Source organism: Variovorax sp. GW821-FHT09B05 (genome assembly GCF_059418265.1).
Genome location: NZ_JBWKPN010000004.1, coordinates 220,395 through 239,432, shown reverse-complemented (window position 1 = coordinate 239,432; position 19,038 = coordinate 220,395). Strand labels below are relative to the sequence as shown.

Here is a 19,038-nt window from a genome sequence, read left to right as displayed (position 1 = left end):
TCAGAAGGTGTAGCGCGCGCGGGCGAACACCGTCCTCGGCGCACCGGCGTTGCCGGCTTCCTGCGCCGACAGGTCGTCGGCGATGTAGTACTTGTTCGTTAGGTTGTTCACCCCGGCCTGCAGTGTGAGCGAAGGATTGACGCGGTAAGCCACGGCGACGTTGAGCAGCAGGTAGCCGGGCAGCTTCTGCGGATTGACCGCATTGTCGCGGAGGTAGCGGCTGCCCACGTAGCTGGCCGTGCCGGTCACGGCCCAGGCGCCGTGCGCATAGGTCAGGCCCGCGCCCGCGATGTTGTGGGCCGACATGCGCACGCGGTAGCCGCCGAAGTTGGTGCTGCGCGCACCGCTGTCGGTGTAGGTCTGGAAGTCCTTGAGCCGCGCGTCCTGCCAGGTGTAGTGCAGGTAGCCGTTCCAGCGCGGCGAGAGCTGGAACTGCAACTGGGTTTCGATGCCCTTGGTGCGCGAGGTCGCGTTGCTGAAGACGAAGGAGTCGGGGCCGTTGCGGTAGGACCGTTGGCCGTCGATCTTCTCGGCCTCGAACAGGCTGAGCTGGTAGCTCCAGCGGTCGTCCGCCGCGCGGCCCTTCAGGCCCACTTCCTTGCTGCGCGTGATCTCGGGCCGCAGGATGTCGGGCACCACCACGCCGCCGCGCGTGTTGAGCGCCACGGCCTGCGGCCGGAAGCCTTCGCTCCAGTTCGCGAACACGGCGTGCGAGGAGGCATCGCCCTGCAGGAACAGCCAGTCCACGCCGGCGCGCGGGCTGGTGTGGCTGCCTTCCTGCGCCGAGATCACCTGCGTGCCCGTGCGGCCGAGCGTCTGCTCGAAGCGGTCGTGGCGCACGCCCAGCGTGAAGCCGACCGGGCCGTACTCGAAGCGGTCCTGCAGGTAGACGCTGCGCACCTCCTGGTCGAAGCGCGAGGAGGTGATGCTGCCGCGCACGCCGCGCGGATCGTTGCGCACGTTGCTCACGGGGATGTCGTAGAACGGCCCGCGGTAGGTGGGCGCGTTGCTGAAGCTCGGCGAGTCGAGGCCCTGCCAGCCGCGCTCGAGATTGAAGCCGGCCTGGAACTCGTTGCTCCAGCCCTTGCCCGCCATCAGGTGCGTGGCCGCGAGCTCGTGGTAGACGCCGCGGTCGGCGGTGTAGCTCTCGGAATAGCCCTTGCTAACGGCCGCGGGCGGCGGAACGATGGTGATGCCGCCGGCGAAGAAGCGGTTGTAGCGCGCGAAGCTGCTCAGGTGGTTGATCGACCAGCCGGCGCCGAGCTCGAAGCGGTTCTTCCACGAGAACGACTGGTAGTCGCCCGTGACGTAGGAGTCGGGAATGCCGTAGTTGTCGCGCGAGGTGATGCCGAAGATCGGCTTGCCGTTGACCAGCGGCACGATCGAGCCGCGGTCGCCGCGCACGCGCGTGTCGTAGAGCTGGAAGCCGGTGGTCCAGTTGCGCGTGACGGCGAAGTCGCCGCCGACCAGCAGGGCCGACTGCGCGCGGCCGGCATCGCGCTGGAAGCCGTTGTAGTCGCTGTTGGCCACGCCGATGTAGAGGTTGCCGCGCTCGAAGTCCCAGCGGTAGCGCAGGCTGCCGTCGAGGCGGCCGTAGCTGCCGATGGTGGCCGTGAGGCTGCCGCCCGCGCGCTCGGGCTTCATGAAGAACTGCGCCACGCCGCCGATCGCGTTCTTGCCGTAGAGCGCCGAGGCCGGGCCCTTGATGAACTCGAGCCGGTCCACCAGGTCGGGCGCGATCAGCGTGATGTCGGCATTGCCCTGCAGCAGGCGCAGCGGCACGCCGTCCATCAGCACCAGCACGTCCTGCGTGTCGCGCAGGCCGCGGGTCTCGAAGCGCGAGTAGTAGTTGCCCTGCGTGCCGTACTGCAGGCCCGGCACGCTGCGCAGCGTGTCCTCGAGCGTGACGGCGCCCACCGCGTCGAGCTGCGCGCGTTCGACCGAATAGGTGGCGAAGGGCAGCCGCAGCGTGTCGGCTTCCTGGCGCGTGGCGGTGGAGATGGTCTTGCGGTCGCTGACGGTGGTGGGTGGCAGCGAACCGGCGCCCTCGGCGTCCTGCGCCGAAGCGACCGAGGCGAGCAGCATGACGCCGGATCCGATGAGGGCTTGGTGGGGTCTGACGCGGCCGCGCCTGGAGATGTTGCGCACGTGGGCTTCCTTCGGGCCCGCGCTCCCGCGGGCCATGAGAACAAACCGGGCGCCGATGGATGCTGCAAGCGACCGGGTCCGCGCCCACGCGTGACCGGCCCGGCTTGCCTGCACTCCCGCAGCGACCGAACGAGGCGAAGGCCGGTATCCGGGCTTGCGGAGCGCAGCGAGGCATCGAGCGATGCTTCGCTGCCGCGATCCTCGCCTTCCCATGCCGAGGCACAGTGGCCGCCGGTGCCCGCGAAGGCATCGACTGTGAGGACCGCGAATCCGCCGACCGTTGCGGGGGCAGCGCAGGAATGGGGCCCTGGGGGCTCGTCACCTGCTTCCCGTTTAACGCCGGTCGAGGGACCGGCGCACCTTCGCGCACGCCGGCTTGGGTGATGCTTTCGTTTGCATCGGCCGGCGGGGCGGATTATAGGAGCGGGTCTTGCGCCGCCCGGCGCGAAAAGCTCAGGGCGTGGGCGTGTGTGGCAGCCGCACGGTGAACACCACGTAGCCGTCGTCGTGCGAATAGCCGATGCTGCCGCGGTGCGAGCGCACGATGGCCTGCGCGATGTGCAGCCCCAGGCCCAGTCCGCCCTTGTTGCGCTCGTTGGGCACGCTGCGCTGCTTGAAGGCGCTGAACAGGTCGGGCACCAGCGCGGCATCGATCGGCGGCGCGCGGTTGGCCACGCTGAACACCACGTGCGCGTCGACCTGCTCGAGCCGGATGCGCACCGCCTCGCCAGGCAGGCCGTGGTGGCGCGCATTGCTCACCAGGTTGCCGATCAGCTGCGCCATGCGGTCGGGGTCGGCCAGCACGTCCAGCGATCTGGGTGCCTTCAACTCGAGCTGCGAGCCGGGATAGGCGGTGCGCGACTCGTCGACCGCGTCCTCCAGCAGCCGTGCGAGGTCGATCTGCGCCGGCACCACTTGCAGGCCCATGCCGCTTTGCAGGCGCGAGGCATCAAGCACCTGGCCGATCAGCCGCGCCATGCGGCTGCTCGAGGTCTGGATGCGCTGGCCCAGCCGCGCGCCGGCGTTGCTGCCGTCGGGCAGGCTGCGCTCGAGCAGCTTGGCCGCCATCGTGATCGACTGCAGCGGGTCGCGCAGGTCGTGGCCCAGCACCGCCAGCAGCTCGGTGCGGGCCTTGAAGGTGTCGGCCAGCCGCGCCGCGCTGGCGCGGATCAGCTCGTCGCGCAACTGGCGCGCGAAGTCGAGGTCGTTGGCGCCCCAGGGCACGCTGGTGTCGCGCACCGTCTGCTTCCAGACGTCGAAGGAGCCGCGCGGCGTGAGCCGGGGGCCGAGCGAGCCGCTCACGTAGTGCTTCTCGGGCTTGCCGCCCCAGTTGATGGTCTCGATCTGTTCCTTGCGCGCGAGCACCAGCCAGCCGTTGTCGATCGCGTCGAAGCGCAGCGCGAGAAAGCCGCACCACACGCCGCTCAGCGAACGCAGGTTCTCGGGCAGTTGCTCACGCTCGTGCAGCGCCACGATCTCGTCGCCGTTCTTCGACGCGCTGAGCCACTGCATCAGCGCCGCCGCGGCCTCGCGCGGCATGTCGCCTTCCACGTGCAGCCGCGACTGCTCGGCGATCACCGCCGCCTGCGCGTCGAAGGCATCGGCCAGCGGACGCGCCAGGCCGATCAGCGCGCTGAAGGTGTCCTCGGCATGCAGCACGGCCTCGATCAGCGAGCCGCGCAGCTGCGCCGCGCTCGAGGCCCGGCCCGCCTGCTCGCGCGCCAGCAGGCTCTGCACGTTCGAGGCCAGCACCTGCGCGAGCACGTCGCAGGCCATGCGGATCGCGTAGGGCACCTGGTGGGCGCTGCGATGGTGGCAGGCCAGCATGCCCCAGAGCTGGCCGTTGATGACGATCGAGATGCTCATCGACGCGCCCACGCCCATGTTGCGCAGGTACTCGATGTGGATCGGCGACACGCTGCGCAGCGTGCAGTGGCTCATGTCCAGCGGCGGCAGCTGCGGATCGGCCACGTCGAGCCCGACCGGCGCGGACTGCACGTCGGCGATCAGGCGCAGGGTGTTGATCACGTAGAGCCGGCGCGCCTGGGCCGGGATGTCGCTGGCCGGATAGCGGCGGCCCACGAAGGGCTCGAGCGCCTCGTGGCGGCGCTCGGCCACCACCTCGCCGCTGTCGTCGTGGCGGAAGCGGTAGGCCATCACGCGGTCGAAGCCCGTGAGTTGCCGCACCGCCTCCACCGAGAGATTGAGCAGGCCGTCGATCGAGCCCTGGCGCTTGAGCCGGTCCATCGCGCGGTGCGCCTTGAGCGCGAAGTCCGACACCGCGTCCGCCGTGGCGTCGCGGGCCTCGAACTCGGCCACCAGCTCGTAGCCGACGCGGTGCAGGATCAGGTCGAAGCGGCGCTCGCCGAGCGTCACCTCGAGGTTGATCGGCGAGCCCTCGCCGGTATCGACCGCGACGCCGTTGGCCTCGTGCAGCGCCTCGTGCACCAGCGCGTCGCCCATGAAGTGGCCGGCCGACAGCCGTTCGCCCAGGGCGGGCGCCGTGTCGCCGAGCAGCGCGCGGGCATTGGCGCTGACGCGCGTCAGCGTGAGGGTCGAGGCGTCGAACGCGAACAGCGCGCCATGGTGCTGCACCAGGCCCGGGATGTGGATGGGCTCGCTGTCGCAGTTGGCCAGCGTGACGGGCTGCGTGGTCGTGGGTTGGGGCGGCCGTTCCAAGTGGCGGGAGGCGCTTTGCGCGTTGAGGGAGACGAGGGCCACGCTCGGTGCGTGGGCGGATGGAGGGCCGACATGGCATTTTGCCTGACGGCGCGGCGGCGCCAACCGGGCCTTCCCGGGCGAAAATGGCGCCGGGCCTCCCTCCGATGCCCGCACTCCCTGAAAGACAACCTGCATGCAATCTGCCGACGCGGCGACCTTCGACGAGGCCTACTACCGGCGCTACTACTTCGACAAGAAAACGAAGGTGGTCGACCCGCAGCACGCCGAGCGCCTCGCGGCCTTCGTCTGTTCGTACCTCAAGTACCTGCGCGTGCCCGTGCGGCGCGTGCTCGACATGGGCTGCGGCATCGGCCACTGGCGCGATGCCATCGCGTTGCATTTTCCGAAGGCCAGCTACCACGGCGTGGAGTTCAGCGAGTACCTGTGCGAGCGCTACGGCTGGGAGCGGGGCTCGGTGGTCGACTACCGCGCCAGGGAGCGCTTCGACCTCGTGATCTGCCAGGGCGTGCTGGCCTACCTCGAACCCTCCGACCTCAAGACCGCGCTGCGCAACCTGGGGTCGCTGAGTGCGGGCGCGCTCTACCTCGAGGCCGTCACGCAGGAGGACTTCGAGCAGGACGTGGTCGACGAGGACCTCAGCGACCCGCGGCTGTTCCGCCACCGCGCGCAGGTGTACCGGCGCGGGCTGACGCGCGGCTTCAAGGAAATGGGCGGCGGTGTGTGGCTGAGCCGCCAGGCGGAGGTGCCGACCTTCGCGCTGGAGTGCGCCGACGCCTGACCGTCAGCGCGCCGGCTCAGGGCTCGGCGAAGAACTGGCTCGGCGTCTGCCCGAAGTGCTTGCGGAACATGGTCGCGAAGGCCCCGGGACTGTCGTAGCCCAGGCGCAGCGCGATGTCGATGATCTTCTCGCCATCGGCCAGCAGCTCCAGCGCGCGCAGCAGCCGGGCCTGCTGGCGCCACTGGCCGAAGGTCATGCCGGTCTCCTTCATGAACAGGCGCTGGATGGTCTTCACGTCGAGCGACAGCCGCCCGGCCCAGTCGGCCAGGGTGGAGGCATCGTCCAGGCGCTGCTGCAGCCGCTCGCAGATGCGCAGCAGCCGCGGGTCGGCGGGCATCTGCAGGTGCAGCGGCAGCACCGGCAGGCTGCGCAGCTCGTCGAGGATGAAGCGCATCAGCCGGCCGTCGCGGGTGCCGGGCGCATAGGGCTGCTTCACCTCCATCGCCGCGCGGATCAGCTCGCGCAGCAGCGGTGGAATGCCCACGGCCTGCGTCGCGGTCAGGGTCTTCGGCGCCACCTCGGGCTTCACCAGCAGGCTGCGCATGTGGACCTCGCCGACGCAACGGATCTCGTGCGCCATGCCCGCGGCCATCCAGATGGCGCGCGTGGGCGGCACCACCCAGCGGCCGGCCTCGGCCTGCACCACCATCACGCCGCGCAAGGCATAGATGAGCTGGTGCTTGGTGTGCTGGTGCGACCGGATATGCCAGCCGGCGGGGTAGTCGGTGGCGCGGCCCGCGATCGGCGAGGACTCGCCCTCGATCTCGCGCAGCACCTCGGGCAATGACTTGGGACGGCGCGGGAGGTTCATGTCCTTTTTGCGAAAGGTGTTGGTCGGTTGGCGCAAGACAGGCGAGGCGCATCCTCCCATAATTCCGGGGCGCCGGCGGCCCGTTCCTCCCGAACTCGCGCCCCTCGTGCCGGCCGGTCCCGTCTCCCCAGTGTGAAAGTCCCCATGCCGCCTTCCGCGACCGCCCCCCTCGAATCCCAGGCCACGCCAGCGAGCGTTGCCGCCGCCAGCCTCGCGAAGGCCAAGCCCGCCTTCGGCATCCTGGGCGCCATCAGCAGCGCGCACATGGTCAACGACATGATGCAGTCGCTGATCCTCGCGATGTACCCGATCCTCAAGGGCGCGTTCTCGCTGAGCTTCGCGCAGATCGGCCTGATCACGCTGACCTACCAGCTGACGGCCTCGCTGCTGCAGCCGCTGATCGGCCTGTTCACCGACCGGCGCCCGCAGCCCTACTCGCTGCCCATCGGCATGACGGCCACGCTCATCGGCCTCTTGCTGCTGGCCTTCGCGCCCAGCTTCGGCATCGTGCTGCTGGCCGCGGCCTTCGTGGGGCTCGGCTCGTCGATCTTCCATCCGGAGTCCTCGCGCATCGCGCGGCTCGCCTCGGGCGGCCAGCACGGGCTCGCGCAGTCGGTGTTCCAGGTCGGCGGCAACCTCGGCACGGCCATCGGGCCGCTGCTCGCGGCCGCGGTCATCGTGCCCTTCGGCCAGCACAGCGTGGCCTGGTTCGGCCTGGCCGCGCTGCTGGGCATCGGCCTGCTGCTGCAGGTGAGCCGCTGGTATGCCTTCCATCACGTCACGGCCGGCGTGCGCAAGAAGGGCGCGGTCGAGTCGCCCTATCCGCGCCGGGTGGTGCTCGGCGCCATCACGGTGCTGCTGGTGCTGATCTTCTCGAAGTACTTCTACGTCGCGGGCATCAGCAGCTTCTATACCTTCTACCTGATGGACCGCTTCGGCCTCACGGTGCAGAGCGCGCAGCTGCACCTGTTCTTCTTCCTGTTCGCCTCGGCCGTGGGCACGGTGCTCGGCGGGCCGGTCGGCGACCGCATCGGCCGCAAGCCGGTGATCTGGGTGTCGATCCTGGGCGTGGCGCCGTTCGCGCTGCTGCTGCCGCACGCGGACCTGTTCTGGACCACCACGCTGACCATCGTCATCGGGCTGGTGCTGTCCTCGGCCTTCTCGGCCATCCTCGTCTACGCGCAGGAGCTGATGCCGGGCAAGGTCGGCATGGTCTCGGGGCTGTTCTTCGGCTTCGCCTTCGGCATGGGCGGCCTGGGCGCCGCGGTGCTGGGCCTGCTGGCCGACCACACCAGCATCGCCTTCGTCTACCAGGCGATCGCCTACCTGCCGCTGCTCGGCGTGGTCGCGGCGCTGTTGCCCGGAAAATCGCGCAAGTCATAGCTCCCCCTTGTCCGCTGCATGCCCTCCACCCGAACCTTTCGCGGCGCCGACGCGCTGATCGAATGCCTGCGCGCGGCCCGCGTCGCGCGCATCTTCACGCTCTCGGGCAACCATGTCATGCCGGTGTTCGACGCGGCCTTCGGCTCGGGCATCGAACTCGTGCACGTGCGCCACGAGGCCAGCACCGTGCACATGGCCGATGCCTGGTCGCGGGTGTCGGGCGAGGTCGGCATCGCGCTCGTCACCGGCGGTCCAGGCCATGCGAATGCCGTGGCCGCGCTGTACACCGCGCAGATGGCCGAGGCGCCGGTGGTGCTGCTGTCGGGCCATGCGCCGAACGACCAGCTGGGCCAGGGTGCGTTCCAGGAGATGCGTCAGGCCGACATGGCCGAGCCGGTCTGCAAGGCGTCGTGGCGCTGCGCCAGTGCCGACGCGGTGGCGGGCGATGTCGCCAAGGCCATCCGTATCGCGAAGTCGGGGCGGCCCGGCCCGGTGCACCTGAGCCTGCCGAGCGATGTGCTCGAGGGCGCGGCCACCGTGCCCGCTTTCGGTCCGGAAGCCTTCGCGCCCGAGCCGCGGTTGCTGGACCCGGCGCTCGCGACCGAGCTGGCCCGGCAGCTCGCCGAGGCCGAGCGTCCGCTGATCCTCGCGGGCCCGTCCTGCCTCACGCGCGATGGGCGCGCGCTGATCGCCGCGCTGGAGCAGGCCACGGGCGTGCCGGTCGTGGGCATGGAGAGCCCGCGCGGCATCGGCGATGCGAGCCTCGGCGCCTTCGCGCAGCTGCTGGCGCGCGCGGACTGCGTGCTGCTGCTGGGCAAACGACTGGACTTCACGCTGAAGTTCGGCGCCGCGTTGGCCGCCGATGCACGGGTCCACCAGATCGATTCCGATGCCGATGAACTCGCGCGCAGCCGCCGTGCCCTCGGCGAGCGCCTGCGCACCGAAGCGCAGGCCGATGCCTGGCCCGCGATGCAGGCGCTGACCGCGGCCGCGGAGGGCGCCAGGGATCCGTCGTGGCTGCAGGAGGCGCATGCGTGGCTGGCCTATCGTCCCGCCGCATGGAACGACGCGCGCGCCTCGCTGCCGCAGCGCCTGCATCCGGTGCAGATGCTGCGGCCGCTGCAGGCCCTGCTCGACAGCCATCCCGAGTCGGTGCTGGTCTGCGATGGCGGCGAGATCGGCCAGTGGGCCATGGCCTGCCTGAGCGCGCCGCACCGCGTCAACAACGGCGTGGCGGGCGCGATCGGCGCCGGGCTCGCCTATGCGCTCGGCGCGCGCTGCGCGCAGCCCGAGGCGCCGGTGATCGCCGTCATGGGCGACGGCACCGTGGGCTTCCACATCGCCGAGTTCGACACCGCCATCCGCCACCGCCTGCCCTTCGTGGCCGTGGTGGGCAACGATGCGCGCTGGAACGCCGAATACCAGATCCAGCTGCGCGACTACGGGTCCGAGCGGCTGATCGGCTGCGAGCTGCAGCCCACGCGCTACGACGCGGTGGCGCAGGCCTTCGGCGCGCACGGCGAACTCGTCACCGAGGCCGATGCATTGCCCGACGCGGTACGGCGCGCGATCGCGAGCGGCAAGCCCGCCTGCCTCAACGTGATGATCGAGGGATGGCCCGCGCCGCAGATCCGGCGCGAGGCTTGAGGCGGCGCGGGCCACGGGCGCCCGAAGTCATTCGATTGGCGCCGCAGGGATAGTGCGGTCCATTCCAGCGCGATCAAGAATTTCACGGCCTCTGGAAGAAGGCGTGGTCCCCGCTCCGGCTCAGGCGTGGGGTCTTGTGAATTCGAACCGATCACGTTGGAGACACATCTTGACCAAGACAGAGAACCTCGCGCGGTGGATCCGCTCGCTGCTCGTGGCGCTGGCCTGCGGCGCACTCGCCTCGTGGGCCCAGGCGGCCACCGACATTTCCAACACCCTCGTGCGCACCTGCTCGAACCAGCTCGATGGTTCGCAGTACGGGGACGCCGTGCTCGACGGCTTTCGCGGCAGCCGCTTTCCCTCGCCGAAGACCGGCGGCTTCAAGGTCACGTCCGTCCAGCAGGTCTGGCTCGCGCTGCCGGCCTACTGCCTGGTCAAGGGCACGATCCAGCCGACCTCGCCCGGCGGCGTCGACCCGGCCGTGAAGGACCCGAGCTACCGCGTGCGCGACATCAACTACCAGATCTACATCCCGGCGCAGTGGAACGGCAAGTTCGTGCAGCTCGGCGGCGGCGGCTTCGCCTGGAAGTCCGACGTGGTCGCTGCCGGCACGCAGACCAGCCAGCAGTTCGCGCTGCCGCTGCAGGGCGTGGCGCTGGCCAACTACGCCGTGGTGCTCAGCGACGCGGGCGCCGACGGCTCGAACGGCGCCTTCGACCCCGACTTCGTGCGCCCGGGCCGCAACCTCGCCGACGTCGCGAAGCAGGAGATGGTGAAGAACTTCGGGCAGGACTCGATCAAGAAATCGCTCGACGTCGGCCTTTACCTGCTCAAGAAGCTCACCGGCGTGGCGCCCACCGACACCTACTTCGTCGGCATCTCCACCGGCGGCCGGCAGGCGCTCAAGGCCATCGCCAACTGGCCCGATGCCTACGACGGCATCGTCGCGGGCGCGCCGCCGGTCGACGAAACCAACTTGCTGAAGACCTTGCAGGTGCCTGACACCGTCAACGACTGGACGACCAACTGGGCCAGCGCCTCCGCCATGCTCACCAGCCTGTTCGGCCAGGACGTGTCGCCCCAGACCATGAGCGACGGCCTGGGCGCGACCTCGCGCTACCTGGCGGACGTCGCGATCGAATCGGGCGCCGACTACGACGGCTATCACCGGCTGCTCGACCAGCTGGCCCCGGTGTGGAACGTGCGGCCCGACGAGCTCGTGCCCTTCCTGCGCATGTCGGCGCGGCAGAAGAGGGACGGCGGCAAGGGCAAGAAGATCGTGATCTACCAGGGCACCTCCGACTTCCTCGTGCCCTGCACGCAGGCCGGCGAATTCGTCAGGCAGCTGAACGGCCTGCCCGCGGGCGGACAGGTCGCGGCCGCCGACATCCGCAACACCGTGCGCGCCTATTTCGTCGAGGACTACAGCCACGGCTTCTACAACACGAATGCCGTGCTCAAGCGGCTCGGCCTCACGCCCCTGCAGCTGAACTGGAACGCGCTGGCCGATCTCGACCGCTGGGTGCACGACGACCAGGCGCGGGGCGGGGCGCCTTCGCTGGCGCGCAATGCTTCGGGGGAGATTCCTACGGCGCAGGCCTTGAGTGCTTGGAGGTGTGTCGCGGCGCCCTGAGGGGCGTCATCGGCTTACGCAACATTCTTTGACCACTGCGCGCGCAGCGTTGTTCAAAGTTCATGCGCTGAAAGTCAACTTCCTAGGATGTTGCTGGCCCATCGCCCTCCGCGCAGTTCCCTTTGCCACGGTCACTTTCGCGGATTGAAGTGCGAGCGATTGACGGTGCTGTTGTGATAGCAAAGGTTATTGCAATGGCAGAGTTCATCACTGCAGCAGCAGATGGGCCGACCTCGGCCCACCTGCTGTTGCCGCTGCTTCAGCGTAAGCCCGCGGCCATGTCATCGAAACCGAAAGCATGCGCACGCGGCTAGACTTTCGCCATCCGTCAACCGCGAGAATTCGAACCAGCCGCCCAACCGGAAAGAAGACGATGGGGTATGACCTGAACTTGTGTACCGTGAGCGATAGGCAGTTGGACCATTTGAGGATCAATACTTCGCACACGCGCGATTTCATCGACGGCAGGCGCCCGAGGATGGCCGCAACCGGGGAAGTCGATGTCGAGGCCGGATGCGCTTGGCCGGAATCGGCAGCCGCCCGCACGGAGCTGTACTCAAGGGGCGGGCTCTATTTCATCCTCAACGGAACTACAGCCAAGGTTGATGGCGTCACGAACTTTCCCAACGTTGGAGGGCGATACCGCGGAGAGATGCTTGGGCTGGCGGTCGAGCTTGGTGAAGTGGGGCTTGGGCATGCGCACGCGTTTCGGGCCGCACAGGTCGTCGAGCTCAGAGCAGCATTGCGCGACCTGGATGTGGCCACGGTGGAAGCGCGGGCGCGCGCCCACGCTTGCGACGTCGAAAGCGATGAGCAAGAGCTTGCGCGCGATGCCGTCGCAGACGTCAATGCTTTGCGCGAGTTTCTCGACCGCGCCTGCGGCACGCAACTCGGCATGATGTGGTTCTGGGCCTAGAGAGCCTCGCGGCCACGACCAGAAATTCAACCAGTCCCCTTAAACGTACGCTGGCGAAAGCGGACAAAGCCGAGGCCTCACCCCATGCTTTCAATCCGAATTGATCAGTTTGAGTTCGACTATCCAGACGCCGAAGAGAAACTCGAGATTGATGTCTCGAAACGATCAAGGTATCCACACCCGGATGTGAAAGCGTTTGCCGGGTCGACCATCGGTGTTCCAGCCGCCTCGGCGCTACCTGAGGCCGTCCCCTTCTATCGGGTGGTGGAACGAGGAAGCATCAGCGAATATCTCGAGCGTTTCGCCAGGATCGATGTACCCCGACACTGCGACTGGGCCACGCACATCCTTTCCGAGGAGTCATGGGATGAAGTTCATCTCATCATTTGCATGCCGGACGCATTTGTTCGCTATCACTGGTCCACAAGTGCATGAACGAGGAAGATCATTCGTTTGGCCGGTCGCTACAGAATGTGCGGCAGCCCCGGGATATGCGACTGGGAAGCTCCCAACAAAGCCCTGGAAGGCACTCGTGATCGAATCAGTTCGAATTCCCCACGGTCCTAAAAACGGCAGACCCTCATGAACCTCACGGAACACCAACAACGTTTGCTTGATGAAGCTGAGAGCTGGGTGAAACGGCTGCTGGAGACAAATGGCCGTCTCGACGTGTTCGGCATCGCGGAAATGCCCGGCGGAAGGATGTCCGTTGTGCAATCGCCCATCGAGAGTGACGACTGGGAACGGGCACTGAAGCGGACCGTCGCGGAACTGACCGGCCTTGCACTCCGGCGCGAAATCATCGCGAGCGTGGTCATCACTCCTCTGACTGATGACTCCAACGGCGTGGTGATGTTGGATGTCGAAAGCCGTGAGGACGGCCGGCTGACGGTTCGCCTCATGCTGAAGAAAAAAATGTTCGGCGGATGGACTTTGATCGACAGGAAATTCGAGGCGCAAGAGAGGGGTATCTTCAAGATTCAGGAGTCGACACGGGCGAGCAATCCTGATGTTCGGTCCTTCACACGCGACGATCTGAACCTCGTCTATCCCTACATAGTCCCCAAGTCCTGGGTTGACTACGCGGGCAAGGATGCGTTGGTGACATGGGAGTTCTCAGAGGATGTCCGCATGGTCCTTGTCGTGGACAGGTTGGGAACCGTGCAAAACGTCAGGCCTCAAGACCTTGAAAAGGTGCACGAAACGCCGGATAGCCTCTTCGAGATAGCTACGGAGAACTTGTCCAAATCGTTCCAACAGCAAGAGTTCGAGATTGGAGGCGCCACGCTGCTGGACGGGCGTGAGGTTGGCTATTCCCGCGGGAGCTGGATGGCGCCGGCCGGCGGATTGATGTTGAGCGCGCTTTATCAAGGCCTGCAGCAGCAGTTCAAGCAGGACGAATTTGCCGCAATCGCGGTCAATCAACAATTCCTGCTGGCCTTCCCCCTGGACGAAGACACCCTGAATTCGGACTCACTGCGACTGGCTGTCGATGACGAGTGGCGTGCACCGAAACCGATCTCTCAGTCTTGGCTCCTGCTGGACGGGCAGTGGCCTCGCGAGTATCCCTATACGCCGACCTTCGGGCCCAACAAGACCGCAATGCATTGAAAGCGGTAGATCTATTTCAGAACGTGCGGACTATCGACCAGAAGCGGGCATCCATGAACTACTCAAGACTACGCCCTAAATCGGAAAGAGAACTCAGGCAAGAAGAGTTGCTTGCACGGCTTAAACAGCGGGGAGGACCGGAGCCCGGGGTCTGCCTTACGCAGGACGCTCCCCTTGACGAGCAGGTGGCCATTAGAGAGCTGACGCTCGACGCTGAAGGCCGGGTTATCGGCGTCTCAGAGTTCGCGCTCTCTCCGAAGACTGGATCGGGTGAAACCAGCATTGCGGACCCGCTCAAACAAGAGCTTGAGCGCCTGCTGGCCGCGGCGGGCGATGAAGGTGTTGTGTGCGGCGACAACGGTCGCCGAGCCAGTCGAGAGGAACTCGAAGAATGGCTGTTGCTCATCGGCCTGCCAGTGTTCAGCTACTCTCGGGGCTGACGTTTGCTTTGGGCCCGCAGCAGTCCTTGCTAGCATGTCCGGTTTCGGCCAGTTGCTGACCTTGAGCTTCCTGAGCCGAATGACCGCCACTAGCTAAACCAGCCGTTCACGTTCCACAAGCGCGTCGGTCCGCTGTATATCCGAAACCGGTCAATCATGGACAACTCATTGCACCGCCTGCGGCCGTCCTGAGCCTTCGAGCAGTCGGGGCGGTTCACTTATGGATCTGAAAGCTACGGCGTGAGCGTCCAGCCGGCCCACCTTGATTCCTGCGAATAGCAAAGGATGCTCTTCTCCACCTAATTCTTGGTGGAGAAATGGACACTTCCATAGCCCTCAGTGAAGGCCGGCGTCGCCGACGAACGCACAGCGCTGAGTTCAAGGCGCATATCGTGGCCGCCTGCTGCCAGCCCGGCGTGTCGTCGGCTTCAGTGGCGATGGCAAACGGCATCAATGCAAACCTTGTCCGTCGATGGGTCAAGGAAGCCGAGGTCTGCGCGGACATCGAGCTGGGCAGCGCTGCGAGCGAGCCCCAGAAGGCTGGCCCGGCGACGACGCCCACGCCCACGCCCAAGTTCTTGCCTTTGCCGATCCCCACACCGGCGTCACCCGTGAGAGAAGAACGATGGGCCGGACTTGACCTGGACGGCCATCAGCCTACCGGTCGCCAAACCCTCTGCAGTCACGAATTCCAGATTCCCGTCGATGCCGACGTCGCCAGTGCCGGTCTCGCGCCAGATCTGCTGCGCCCGTGCGGCGTAGGTCTGCACTGCGGCGATTCCCGCGCGCTCGTGCGCGTAGTTGGTGCCTGGCTTGGGTAGGAGCATGGGTCTCTCTTTAGATTGGGCGCCCCGGATGTAAGCACGCCGCCAATGGTGCCCGAGAGCCGTGCCACTGGCTCGGATCGTTGACGACCCGGAGTTGTCGAACCAGATCCTGAACGTCACACGCCAGCGCATCACGAACCTGATCGACCTGTCACGCTCGCCGATCCAGGTGGAGGCGCCGGCGGAAGAGGCTTCGGACGAGTCCGTGGAAGAGCCGGCGGAAAAAGCCGCCGCGGCTGAAGCAGCCGACTAGGGCCCGGCGTGCAACGACGCCGGCGCCAGCGTGACCAGACAACAGGAGTCCGCAGACTCCTGTTTTTCATTCCGGCATCGGGACAAAACCTAACCCTGGACGAGGGCATCCCTCCGCACTTTTGGGGATGTGGCGCCCCCTTAAAGCTGAGATACTGACCTTCTCACAAGCGCCCAAGCATGATCCATCGACCTTCCAATCTGAAGGGCCGGATTCAGCCACGGCGAGGCGGTCGTGTGACGGGAGGTCTTCGTGGCAGATATCAGGCTCTCGGTGCTGTACCTCGCTCCGTATGCGCAACTGGTGGCGCCTGCCGTGCAGCATCTCGTCAGGGCTTACCAGCCGTTCGGCGTGAACCTGATCGTGGATCATCCGCCGGAGCTCTTGCCAAACGATCCAATGGATTCGGACGGTTGGCGTGACCTCGTCAACCAGTTGGCACAGCGATCAACGGGTGCAGCCTACGTGGTGTTCTCTGGGATTCCGCCGGGCTTTGACCGAAGCATCAACGGGCAGTTGATGACGCGCGATCGCGGTGTCTGCGCTCTCTTCCTGGGCGCCACCAGTTTCCAGACACCGTCGCCCGATGCTCGGGGCGATCTCGTCGCCCAAGTGCTGATCCATGAGGTGGGTCATGTCATGAACCTTACCCATGGCGACGCGTACAAGTCTGGCGGCTGTTCCGACGCAGTGATGCCCACCACGGACCGTCAAAGTCAGTTGCCTGAAGACGCGTGGCGTGAAGCTATCGAAGACGCAGCTTCACGCGGTGAACTTCCGTTGGTCGCGCCTGTGCCCACGCTCATCTACCCATTCGGAGCGCAATGCCGCGCGTGCCTTCGGGCCGCGGCGAAGGATCCTGCTTGGTGGCCGTGGCGCACGCCGTTCAGGGGCGATTTCAATGCGGGGTCGGAGGACCGCAGCCGGGCATTGACCTTGTCCATCCATAGGCTCGGACGAGGGCGACCGATTCACGCAAGGCACGGGGTGGATTTCACGCTGGAGATTCGCAACAACAGTTCCCAGCCAGTCCCCATGCCTGCGCACGTCGGTCCGGAATTCGGGACCTTGGTCGTCTCGAGCGTCGCAACTGCAGGCGGCGAGGAAGCGTTCTTTGCGCCGGACAACTACCGCTGCAGCAGCGCATTGCAGTCAGTTCTCCCCGGTGCTTCGGTCTTCAGAAGTTTCTCGCTCGTGCCCGGAGCAGATCAAGAATTCCTCGCCAGTGAAGGCGCTCATGTGTTGCGAGTTCGGCTGAGTGGCTCGAATGGCAAAAAGAAGCTCCAGCTGGGCTCCGTCGAGGTTGACATCGAGGTGCAGGGTCCGGGCGACGACCGGGAACCCATCGCAGTTGCGACTCGATTGATCGCAGCCGCCAAAGGCGCGGCCGACTTACCTTCACGCGCAGCCTTTGGACACCTGGACCGGTTGGCCGACCAGTCGAGTGCTGCGTTCCATGCCAAGTACAAGCTGGCCCTGATGCATGGCGGCGAAGAGCGCGCGCGCCTGCTGCGTGAATGCCTGCGCGCAGATGTTCCGGCAGCGATCCGCCACCGAGCGGGAAGACAGCTCGCGATGGACGACCTGAAGGCCGGTCGCATGAAGGCGGGTCCGTCAAAAGCGCTGCAGCGCGCTTTTGATCGGCCGGAAGACGCCGAATTCTTTGAAACCCTTCAACGGATGAGGGACGGATGGAACGCACTTTCACCCTTGACAAGGCGCTGAGCGCCGTTGCAGCGGCAGCGCTGCTTTTCTCGATCGTTGGCTGTACCAGCCTGGTTGGCGGCTCCTACGACTACAGCAAGAACACGGCGAAGCCATTGGAAGGCGTGCCGTTTACGCTGAATAAGCCGGTGCCCAAGGTCACGCACACCATCGCGGCGGACTCGGGCAAGGAGACCTACCAGGTTGGTTTCGATTGGGTCGCCGACAACACGAGGCGTTATACGCTGCAGATCAAGCCCAGCATGCTGGCCAGCGTCGATTTCTCAATGATGTTCGACGCCGGTGGATCGCTGACCGAAGCATCGGCCAAGTCGACCGACCAAACGGGGCAGTTGATCGCCACGGTCGGCAAACTGGCCCTCCTCACCATTGGCGACAAATCGAAGGACGACCCGCAGGCCTATAGCAACGTCTTGAGCCTTGGCGATGACTATGCCGCCAGGACAAACTCCGCAGCCGCCTGGGCACCCATTAAGGCTCAATTCCAGCAGCTCGGAACGACCAGCAAGATCCAGAGTGAATATGTCTATGACGACTCGCCGCAGCTGACCTTTCTGCGCGCCTTCTCAGCGGACCTCAAGATCTACGCGATCAACGCAAAGGGCGGCGCCGCACCTTTGGGCAGGAACACCGGCTACGACATCTTCAAAGCCGTCCTGGACAAGTTCAGGAACGATTTCACCGAAGGCCCAGACAAGAAATTCGCCAAAGAGATCGAGGACGCATTCGCCGCTGGGGACATCAAGAAGCTGAAGGACCAGAAGACGGAGCAGGTCGCAGCGCTGGCGACTCAACGCGCCGCTTTCGCGTCAAGCAAGACGCAGGAAACACAAGACCAGATCACTTCCACTCTTGAAAAGGTGAAGCTGCTGAACTCGGCGATCAAAAACACCCGACCCGAGATCGTGCTGATGGCCGAGTTGGCGGATATATCTCTGTCCGATTGGCAAAAGCGCGTGCTTGCGCCGATCGCCAAGGACATCACTGCGAAGCAGCAGCTATTGCGGGTTGCCGAAGCGTCAAGCCAGCCGCAGGGCGTTCTTGACGCCATGGGCCGCGGTCTCGAGTCCCTCATGCGTAGGAAGGCCTCCGTCCTAGGAGTGCTTCCTGAGTACGACCGCCGCCAGGCCCTAACGAAGCGCCTGGAAGGCGAGAAGACTGCGAAGGACTTGAAGCCTATCCGCGAGGAGCGTGACGCGCTCGACGTCACGATCGCAGCCGCTGAACCCGCAAAGGCAAAGGCAAAGGCCGCAGTCGCGGACGATCCAGCGGCGGCGGCCTACCTCGAAGACGTCCCTGGCACCACGACACCTTCGTCTGATCAGGTTCTCAACAAGCTGGACCGTGAGCTCAAAGGGGTTCGCCCCCGATATGTGATCGTCGTTCGAGACGCTCTTCCGGAGAAGGGGTCGAAGCCGGCGGCAGCCGTCGCTGCAGCTGCGGCCGTTGCCCCAGCGGCCGCCGAGCCTGCAGCATCGCAGCCCAATCCGCGGGCGAACCCGGGAGGAAGTGGTGGCGAGCTCAAGACTCCAGTTGCTCCAGCGCCTCCGCCCAAGGTGAACACCGGCAACGCATCCAACGACAAGAAGGACTGAGCATGAAGCCTCAAACCTCTTTGGCACTCGTACTGGTAGCCGTGTTCGGGCTGGCTGGTTGTTCCACGAAGCCAGTGATTTCCGAGATTGCGCTCAACACCGCAGCCCCGGCTGGCGTCCCGTTCCGTATGACGACCGACAAGGAAGTTCTCGTTTACAGGTTGAACGATGAGGCCGACACCTACACCTTGGTGGCCAAAGGCCAGCAGCGCCTCGCGGACACCACCAAGCTGTTTGTCATCAACTATGAAGGTATGGTTTTCGCGAGCAACTTCCTGAAGGTGTCGCAGAACCCGGACAACACGATGAAGTCGATGCAGGTCACGAGCGTCGACAGCACGGCGTCAACCATCGATGCGGCGTCGAGCGCTATCTCAAGCTTCCGAAACGCCGAGACGGCGCAGAAGAACGCTGCCGTTACCGCCGCCAAGGCCGTAGCTGACGCTGACAAGGCCGTGCGCGATGCGCAGAAGGATCTCGACGGCCTGCCAAGCAGCACGTCCGCCGAAACCAGGGCGCTGTACGAAAAGCTCCTCGAAAGCGCCAAGCAGCAGGCCGCCATGGCGAGAGCAGCCGCAGGCAGCTAATG

The 19,038-nt window shown here is 66.0% G+C and carries 16 protein-coding genes, 1 pseudogene and 1 riboswitch; of the genes and pseudogenes, 13 read left to right on the top strand and 4 right to left on the bottom strand.

The window, feature by feature from the left end:
- Window positions 1–2,085 (bottom strand): TonB-dependent siderophore receptor, encoded by a 2,085-nt coding sequence (locus AC07RM_RS12835; RefSeq protein WP_495334721.1) that lies wholly within the window; start codon window positions 2,083–2,085, stop codon window positions 1–3.
- A gap of 186 nt (window positions 2,086–2,271) precedes the next feature.
- A riboswitch (cobalamin riboswitch) is annotated at window positions 2,272–2,527 on the bottom strand.
- 74 nt (window positions 2,528–2,601) lie between these two features.
- Window positions 2,602–4,827 (bottom strand): ATP-binding protein, encoded by a 2,226-nt coding sequence (locus AC07RM_RS12830; protein ID WP_495334720.1) that lies wholly within the window; start codon window positions 4,825–4,827, stop codon window positions 2,602–2,604.
- A gap of 175 nt (window positions 4,828–5,002) precedes the next feature.
- Between AC07RM_RS12830 and AC07RM_RS12825 the strand changes: the two genes are divergently transcribed.
- A complete protein-coding gene (locus AC07RM_RS12825; RefSeq protein ID WP_490876492.1) occupies window positions 5,003–5,608 on the top strand; it encodes a class I SAM-dependent methyltransferase in 606 nt (201 codons plus the stop codon).
- A 16-nt stretch (window positions 5,609–5,624) separates the two neighbouring features.
- Here AC07RM_RS12825 and AC07RM_RS12820 read toward each other — a convergent pair whose 3' ends face one another.
- The gene (locus tag AC07RM_RS12820; protein WP_208508216.1) at window positions 5,625–6,419 is read right to left on the bottom strand and encodes an AraC family transcriptional regulator; all 795 of its coding nucleotides are present in this window, start codon (window positions 6,417–6,419) and stop codon (window positions 5,625–5,627) included.
- 144 nt (window positions 6,420–6,563) lie between these two features.
- Between AC07RM_RS12820 and AC07RM_RS12815 the strand changes: the two genes are divergently transcribed.
- The 8 genes and pseudogenes from AC07RM_RS12815 to AC07RM_RS12780 form a co-directional block, all read left to right on the top strand.
- Window positions 6,564–7,802, top strand: a complete 1,239-nt coding sequence (locus tag AC07RM_RS12815; protein ID WP_495334719.1) for an MFS transporter — start codon at window positions 6,564–6,566, stop codon at window positions 7,800–7,802.
- An 18-nt stretch (window positions 7,803–7,820) separates the two neighbouring features.
- Window positions 7,821–9,449, top strand: coding sequence for a thiamine pyrophosphate-binding protein (locus AC07RM_RS12810; RefSeq protein ID WP_495334718.1), 1,629 nt, complete (start codon window positions 7,821–7,823; stop codon window positions 9,447–9,449).
- Window positions 9,450–9,618: 169 nt separating this feature from the next.
- Entirely contained in the window at window positions 9,619–11,082 is a 1,464-nt protein-coding gene (locus tag AC07RM_RS12805) for a tannase/feruloyl esterase family alpha/beta hydrolase (RefSeq protein WP_495334717.1), read from the top strand.
- Between the two features lie 373 nt (window positions 11,083–11,455).
- Window positions 11,456–11,998 (top strand): hypothetical protein, encoded by a 543-nt coding sequence (locus AC07RM_RS12800; protein ID WP_296779443.1) that lies wholly within the window; start codon window positions 11,456–11,458, stop codon window positions 11,996–11,998.
- Window positions 11,999–12,082: 84 nt separating this feature from the next.
- A complete protein-coding gene (locus tag AC07RM_RS12795; RefSeq protein WP_495334716.1) occupies window positions 12,083–12,433 on the top strand; it encodes a hypothetical protein in 351 nt (116 codons plus the stop codon).
- A gap of 147 nt (window positions 12,434–12,580) precedes the next feature.
- Window positions 12,581–13,609: a hypothetical protein gene (locus tag AC07RM_RS12790; protein ID WP_495334715.1), complete on the top strand. Its 1,029-nt coding sequence runs from the start codon at window positions 12,581–12,583 to the stop codon at window positions 13,607–13,609.
- 53 nt (window positions 13,610–13,662) lie between these two features.
- Complete coding sequence (locus tag AC07RM_RS12785; RefSeq protein WP_495334714.1) at window positions 13,663–14,049, top strand: hypothetical protein; 387 nt, start codon at window positions 13,663–13,665, stop codon at window positions 14,047–14,049.
- Window positions 14,050–14,366: 317 nt separating this feature from the next.
- Window positions 14,367–14,528, top strand: a pseudogene (locus AC07RM_RS12780) (transposase); the annotation flags it as partial.
- 126 nt (window positions 14,529–14,654) lie between these two features.
- On the opposite strand, the gene AC07RM_RS12775 reads toward AC07RM_RS12780, so the two are convergent.
- Window positions 14,655–14,876: a DUF4365 domain-containing protein gene (locus AC07RM_RS12775; RefSeq protein WP_495334713.1), complete on the bottom strand. Its 222-nt coding sequence runs from the start codon at window positions 14,874–14,876 to the stop codon at window positions 14,655–14,657.
- Window positions 14,877–14,970: 94 nt separating this feature from the next.
- On the opposite strand from AC07RM_RS12775, the gene AC07RM_RS12770 reads away from it, so the two are divergent.
- The 4 genes from AC07RM_RS12770 (at window position 14,971) to AC07RM_RS12755 (ending at window position 19,036) form a co-directional block, all read left to right on the top strand.
- Window positions 14,971–15,129 carry a hypothetical protein gene (locus AC07RM_RS12770; RefSeq protein ID WP_495334712.1) on the top strand — a complete coding sequence of 53 codons (159 nt, stop codon included), beginning with the start codon at window positions 14,971–14,973 and terminating at the stop codon, window positions 15,127–15,129.
- Between the two features lie 252 nt (window positions 15,130–15,381).
- Complete coding sequence (locus AC07RM_RS12765) at window positions 15,382–16,854, top strand: hypothetical protein (RefSeq protein ID WP_495334711.1); 1,473 nt, start codon at window positions 15,382–15,384, stop codon at window positions 16,852–16,854.
- On the top strand, window positions 16,821–18,449 hold the full coding sequence (locus tag AC07RM_RS12760; protein ID WP_495334710.1) for a hypothetical protein: 1,629 nt from the start codon (window positions 16,821–16,823) through the stop codon (window positions 18,447–18,449). Before AC07RM_RS12765 ends, AC07RM_RS12760 begins: the two co-directional genes overlap by 34 nt.
- A gap of 2 nt (window positions 18,450–18,451) precedes the next feature.
- A complete protein-coding gene (locus AC07RM_RS12755) occupies window positions 18,452–19,036 on the top strand; it encodes a hypothetical protein (RefSeq protein ID WP_495334709.1) in 585 nt (194 codons plus the stop codon).
- Window positions 19,037–19,038 lie beyond the last annotated feature (2 nt).

What these genes read in the sequence shown, in the direction of transcription:
- AC07RM_RS12755 (WP_495334709.1), top strand. Translation starts at nt 18,452, where the DNA reads ATGAAGCCTCAAACCTCTTTGGCACTCGTACTGGTAGCCGTGTTCGGG.
- AC07RM_RS12815 (WP_495334719.1), top strand. Translation starts at nt 6,564, where the DNA reads ATGCCGCCTTCCGCGACCGCCCCCCTCGAATCCCAGGCCACGCCAGCG.
- AC07RM_RS12810 (WP_495334718.1), top strand. Translation starts at nt 7,821, where the DNA reads ATGCCCTCCACCCGAACCTTTCGCGGCGCCGACGCGCTGATCGAATGC.
- AC07RM_RS12790 (WP_495334715.1), top strand. Translation starts at nt 12,581, where the DNA reads ATGAACCTCACGGAACACCAACAACGTTTGCTTGATGAAGCTGAGAGC.
- AC07RM_RS12820 (WP_208508216.1), bottom strand. Translation starts at nt 6,419, where the DNA reads ATGAACCTCCCGCGCCGTCCCAAGTCATTGCCCGAGGTGCTGCGCGAG.
- AC07RM_RS12760 (WP_495334710.1), top strand. Translation starts at nt 16,821, where the DNA reads ATGGAACGCACTTTCACCCTTGACAAGGCGCTGAGCGCCGTTGCAGCG.
- AC07RM_RS12775 (WP_495334713.1), bottom strand. Translation starts at nt 14,876, where the DNA reads ATGCTCCTACCCAAGCCAGGCACCAACTACGCGCACGAGCGCGCGGGA.
- AC07RM_RS12825 (WP_490876492.1), top strand. Translation starts at nt 5,003, where the DNA reads ATGCAATCTGCCGACGCGGCGACCTTCGACGAGGCCTACTACCGGCGC.
- AC07RM_RS12785 (WP_495334714.1), top strand. Translation starts at nt 13,663, where the DNA reads ATGAACTACTCAAGACTACGCCCTAAATCGGAAAGAGAACTCAGGCAA.
- AC07RM_RS12795 (WP_495334716.1), top strand. Translation starts at nt 12,083, where the DNA reads ATGCTTTCAATCCGAATTGATCAGTTTGAGTTCGACTATCCAGACGCC.
- AC07RM_RS12835 (WP_495334721.1), bottom strand. Translation starts at nt 2,085, where the DNA reads ATGCTGCTCGCCTCGGTCGCTTCGGCGCAGGACGCCGAGGGCGCCGGT.
- AC07RM_RS12800 (WP_296779443.1), top strand. Translation starts at nt 11,456, where the DNA reads ATGGGGTATGACCTGAACTTGTGTACCGTGAGCGATAGGCAGTTGGAC.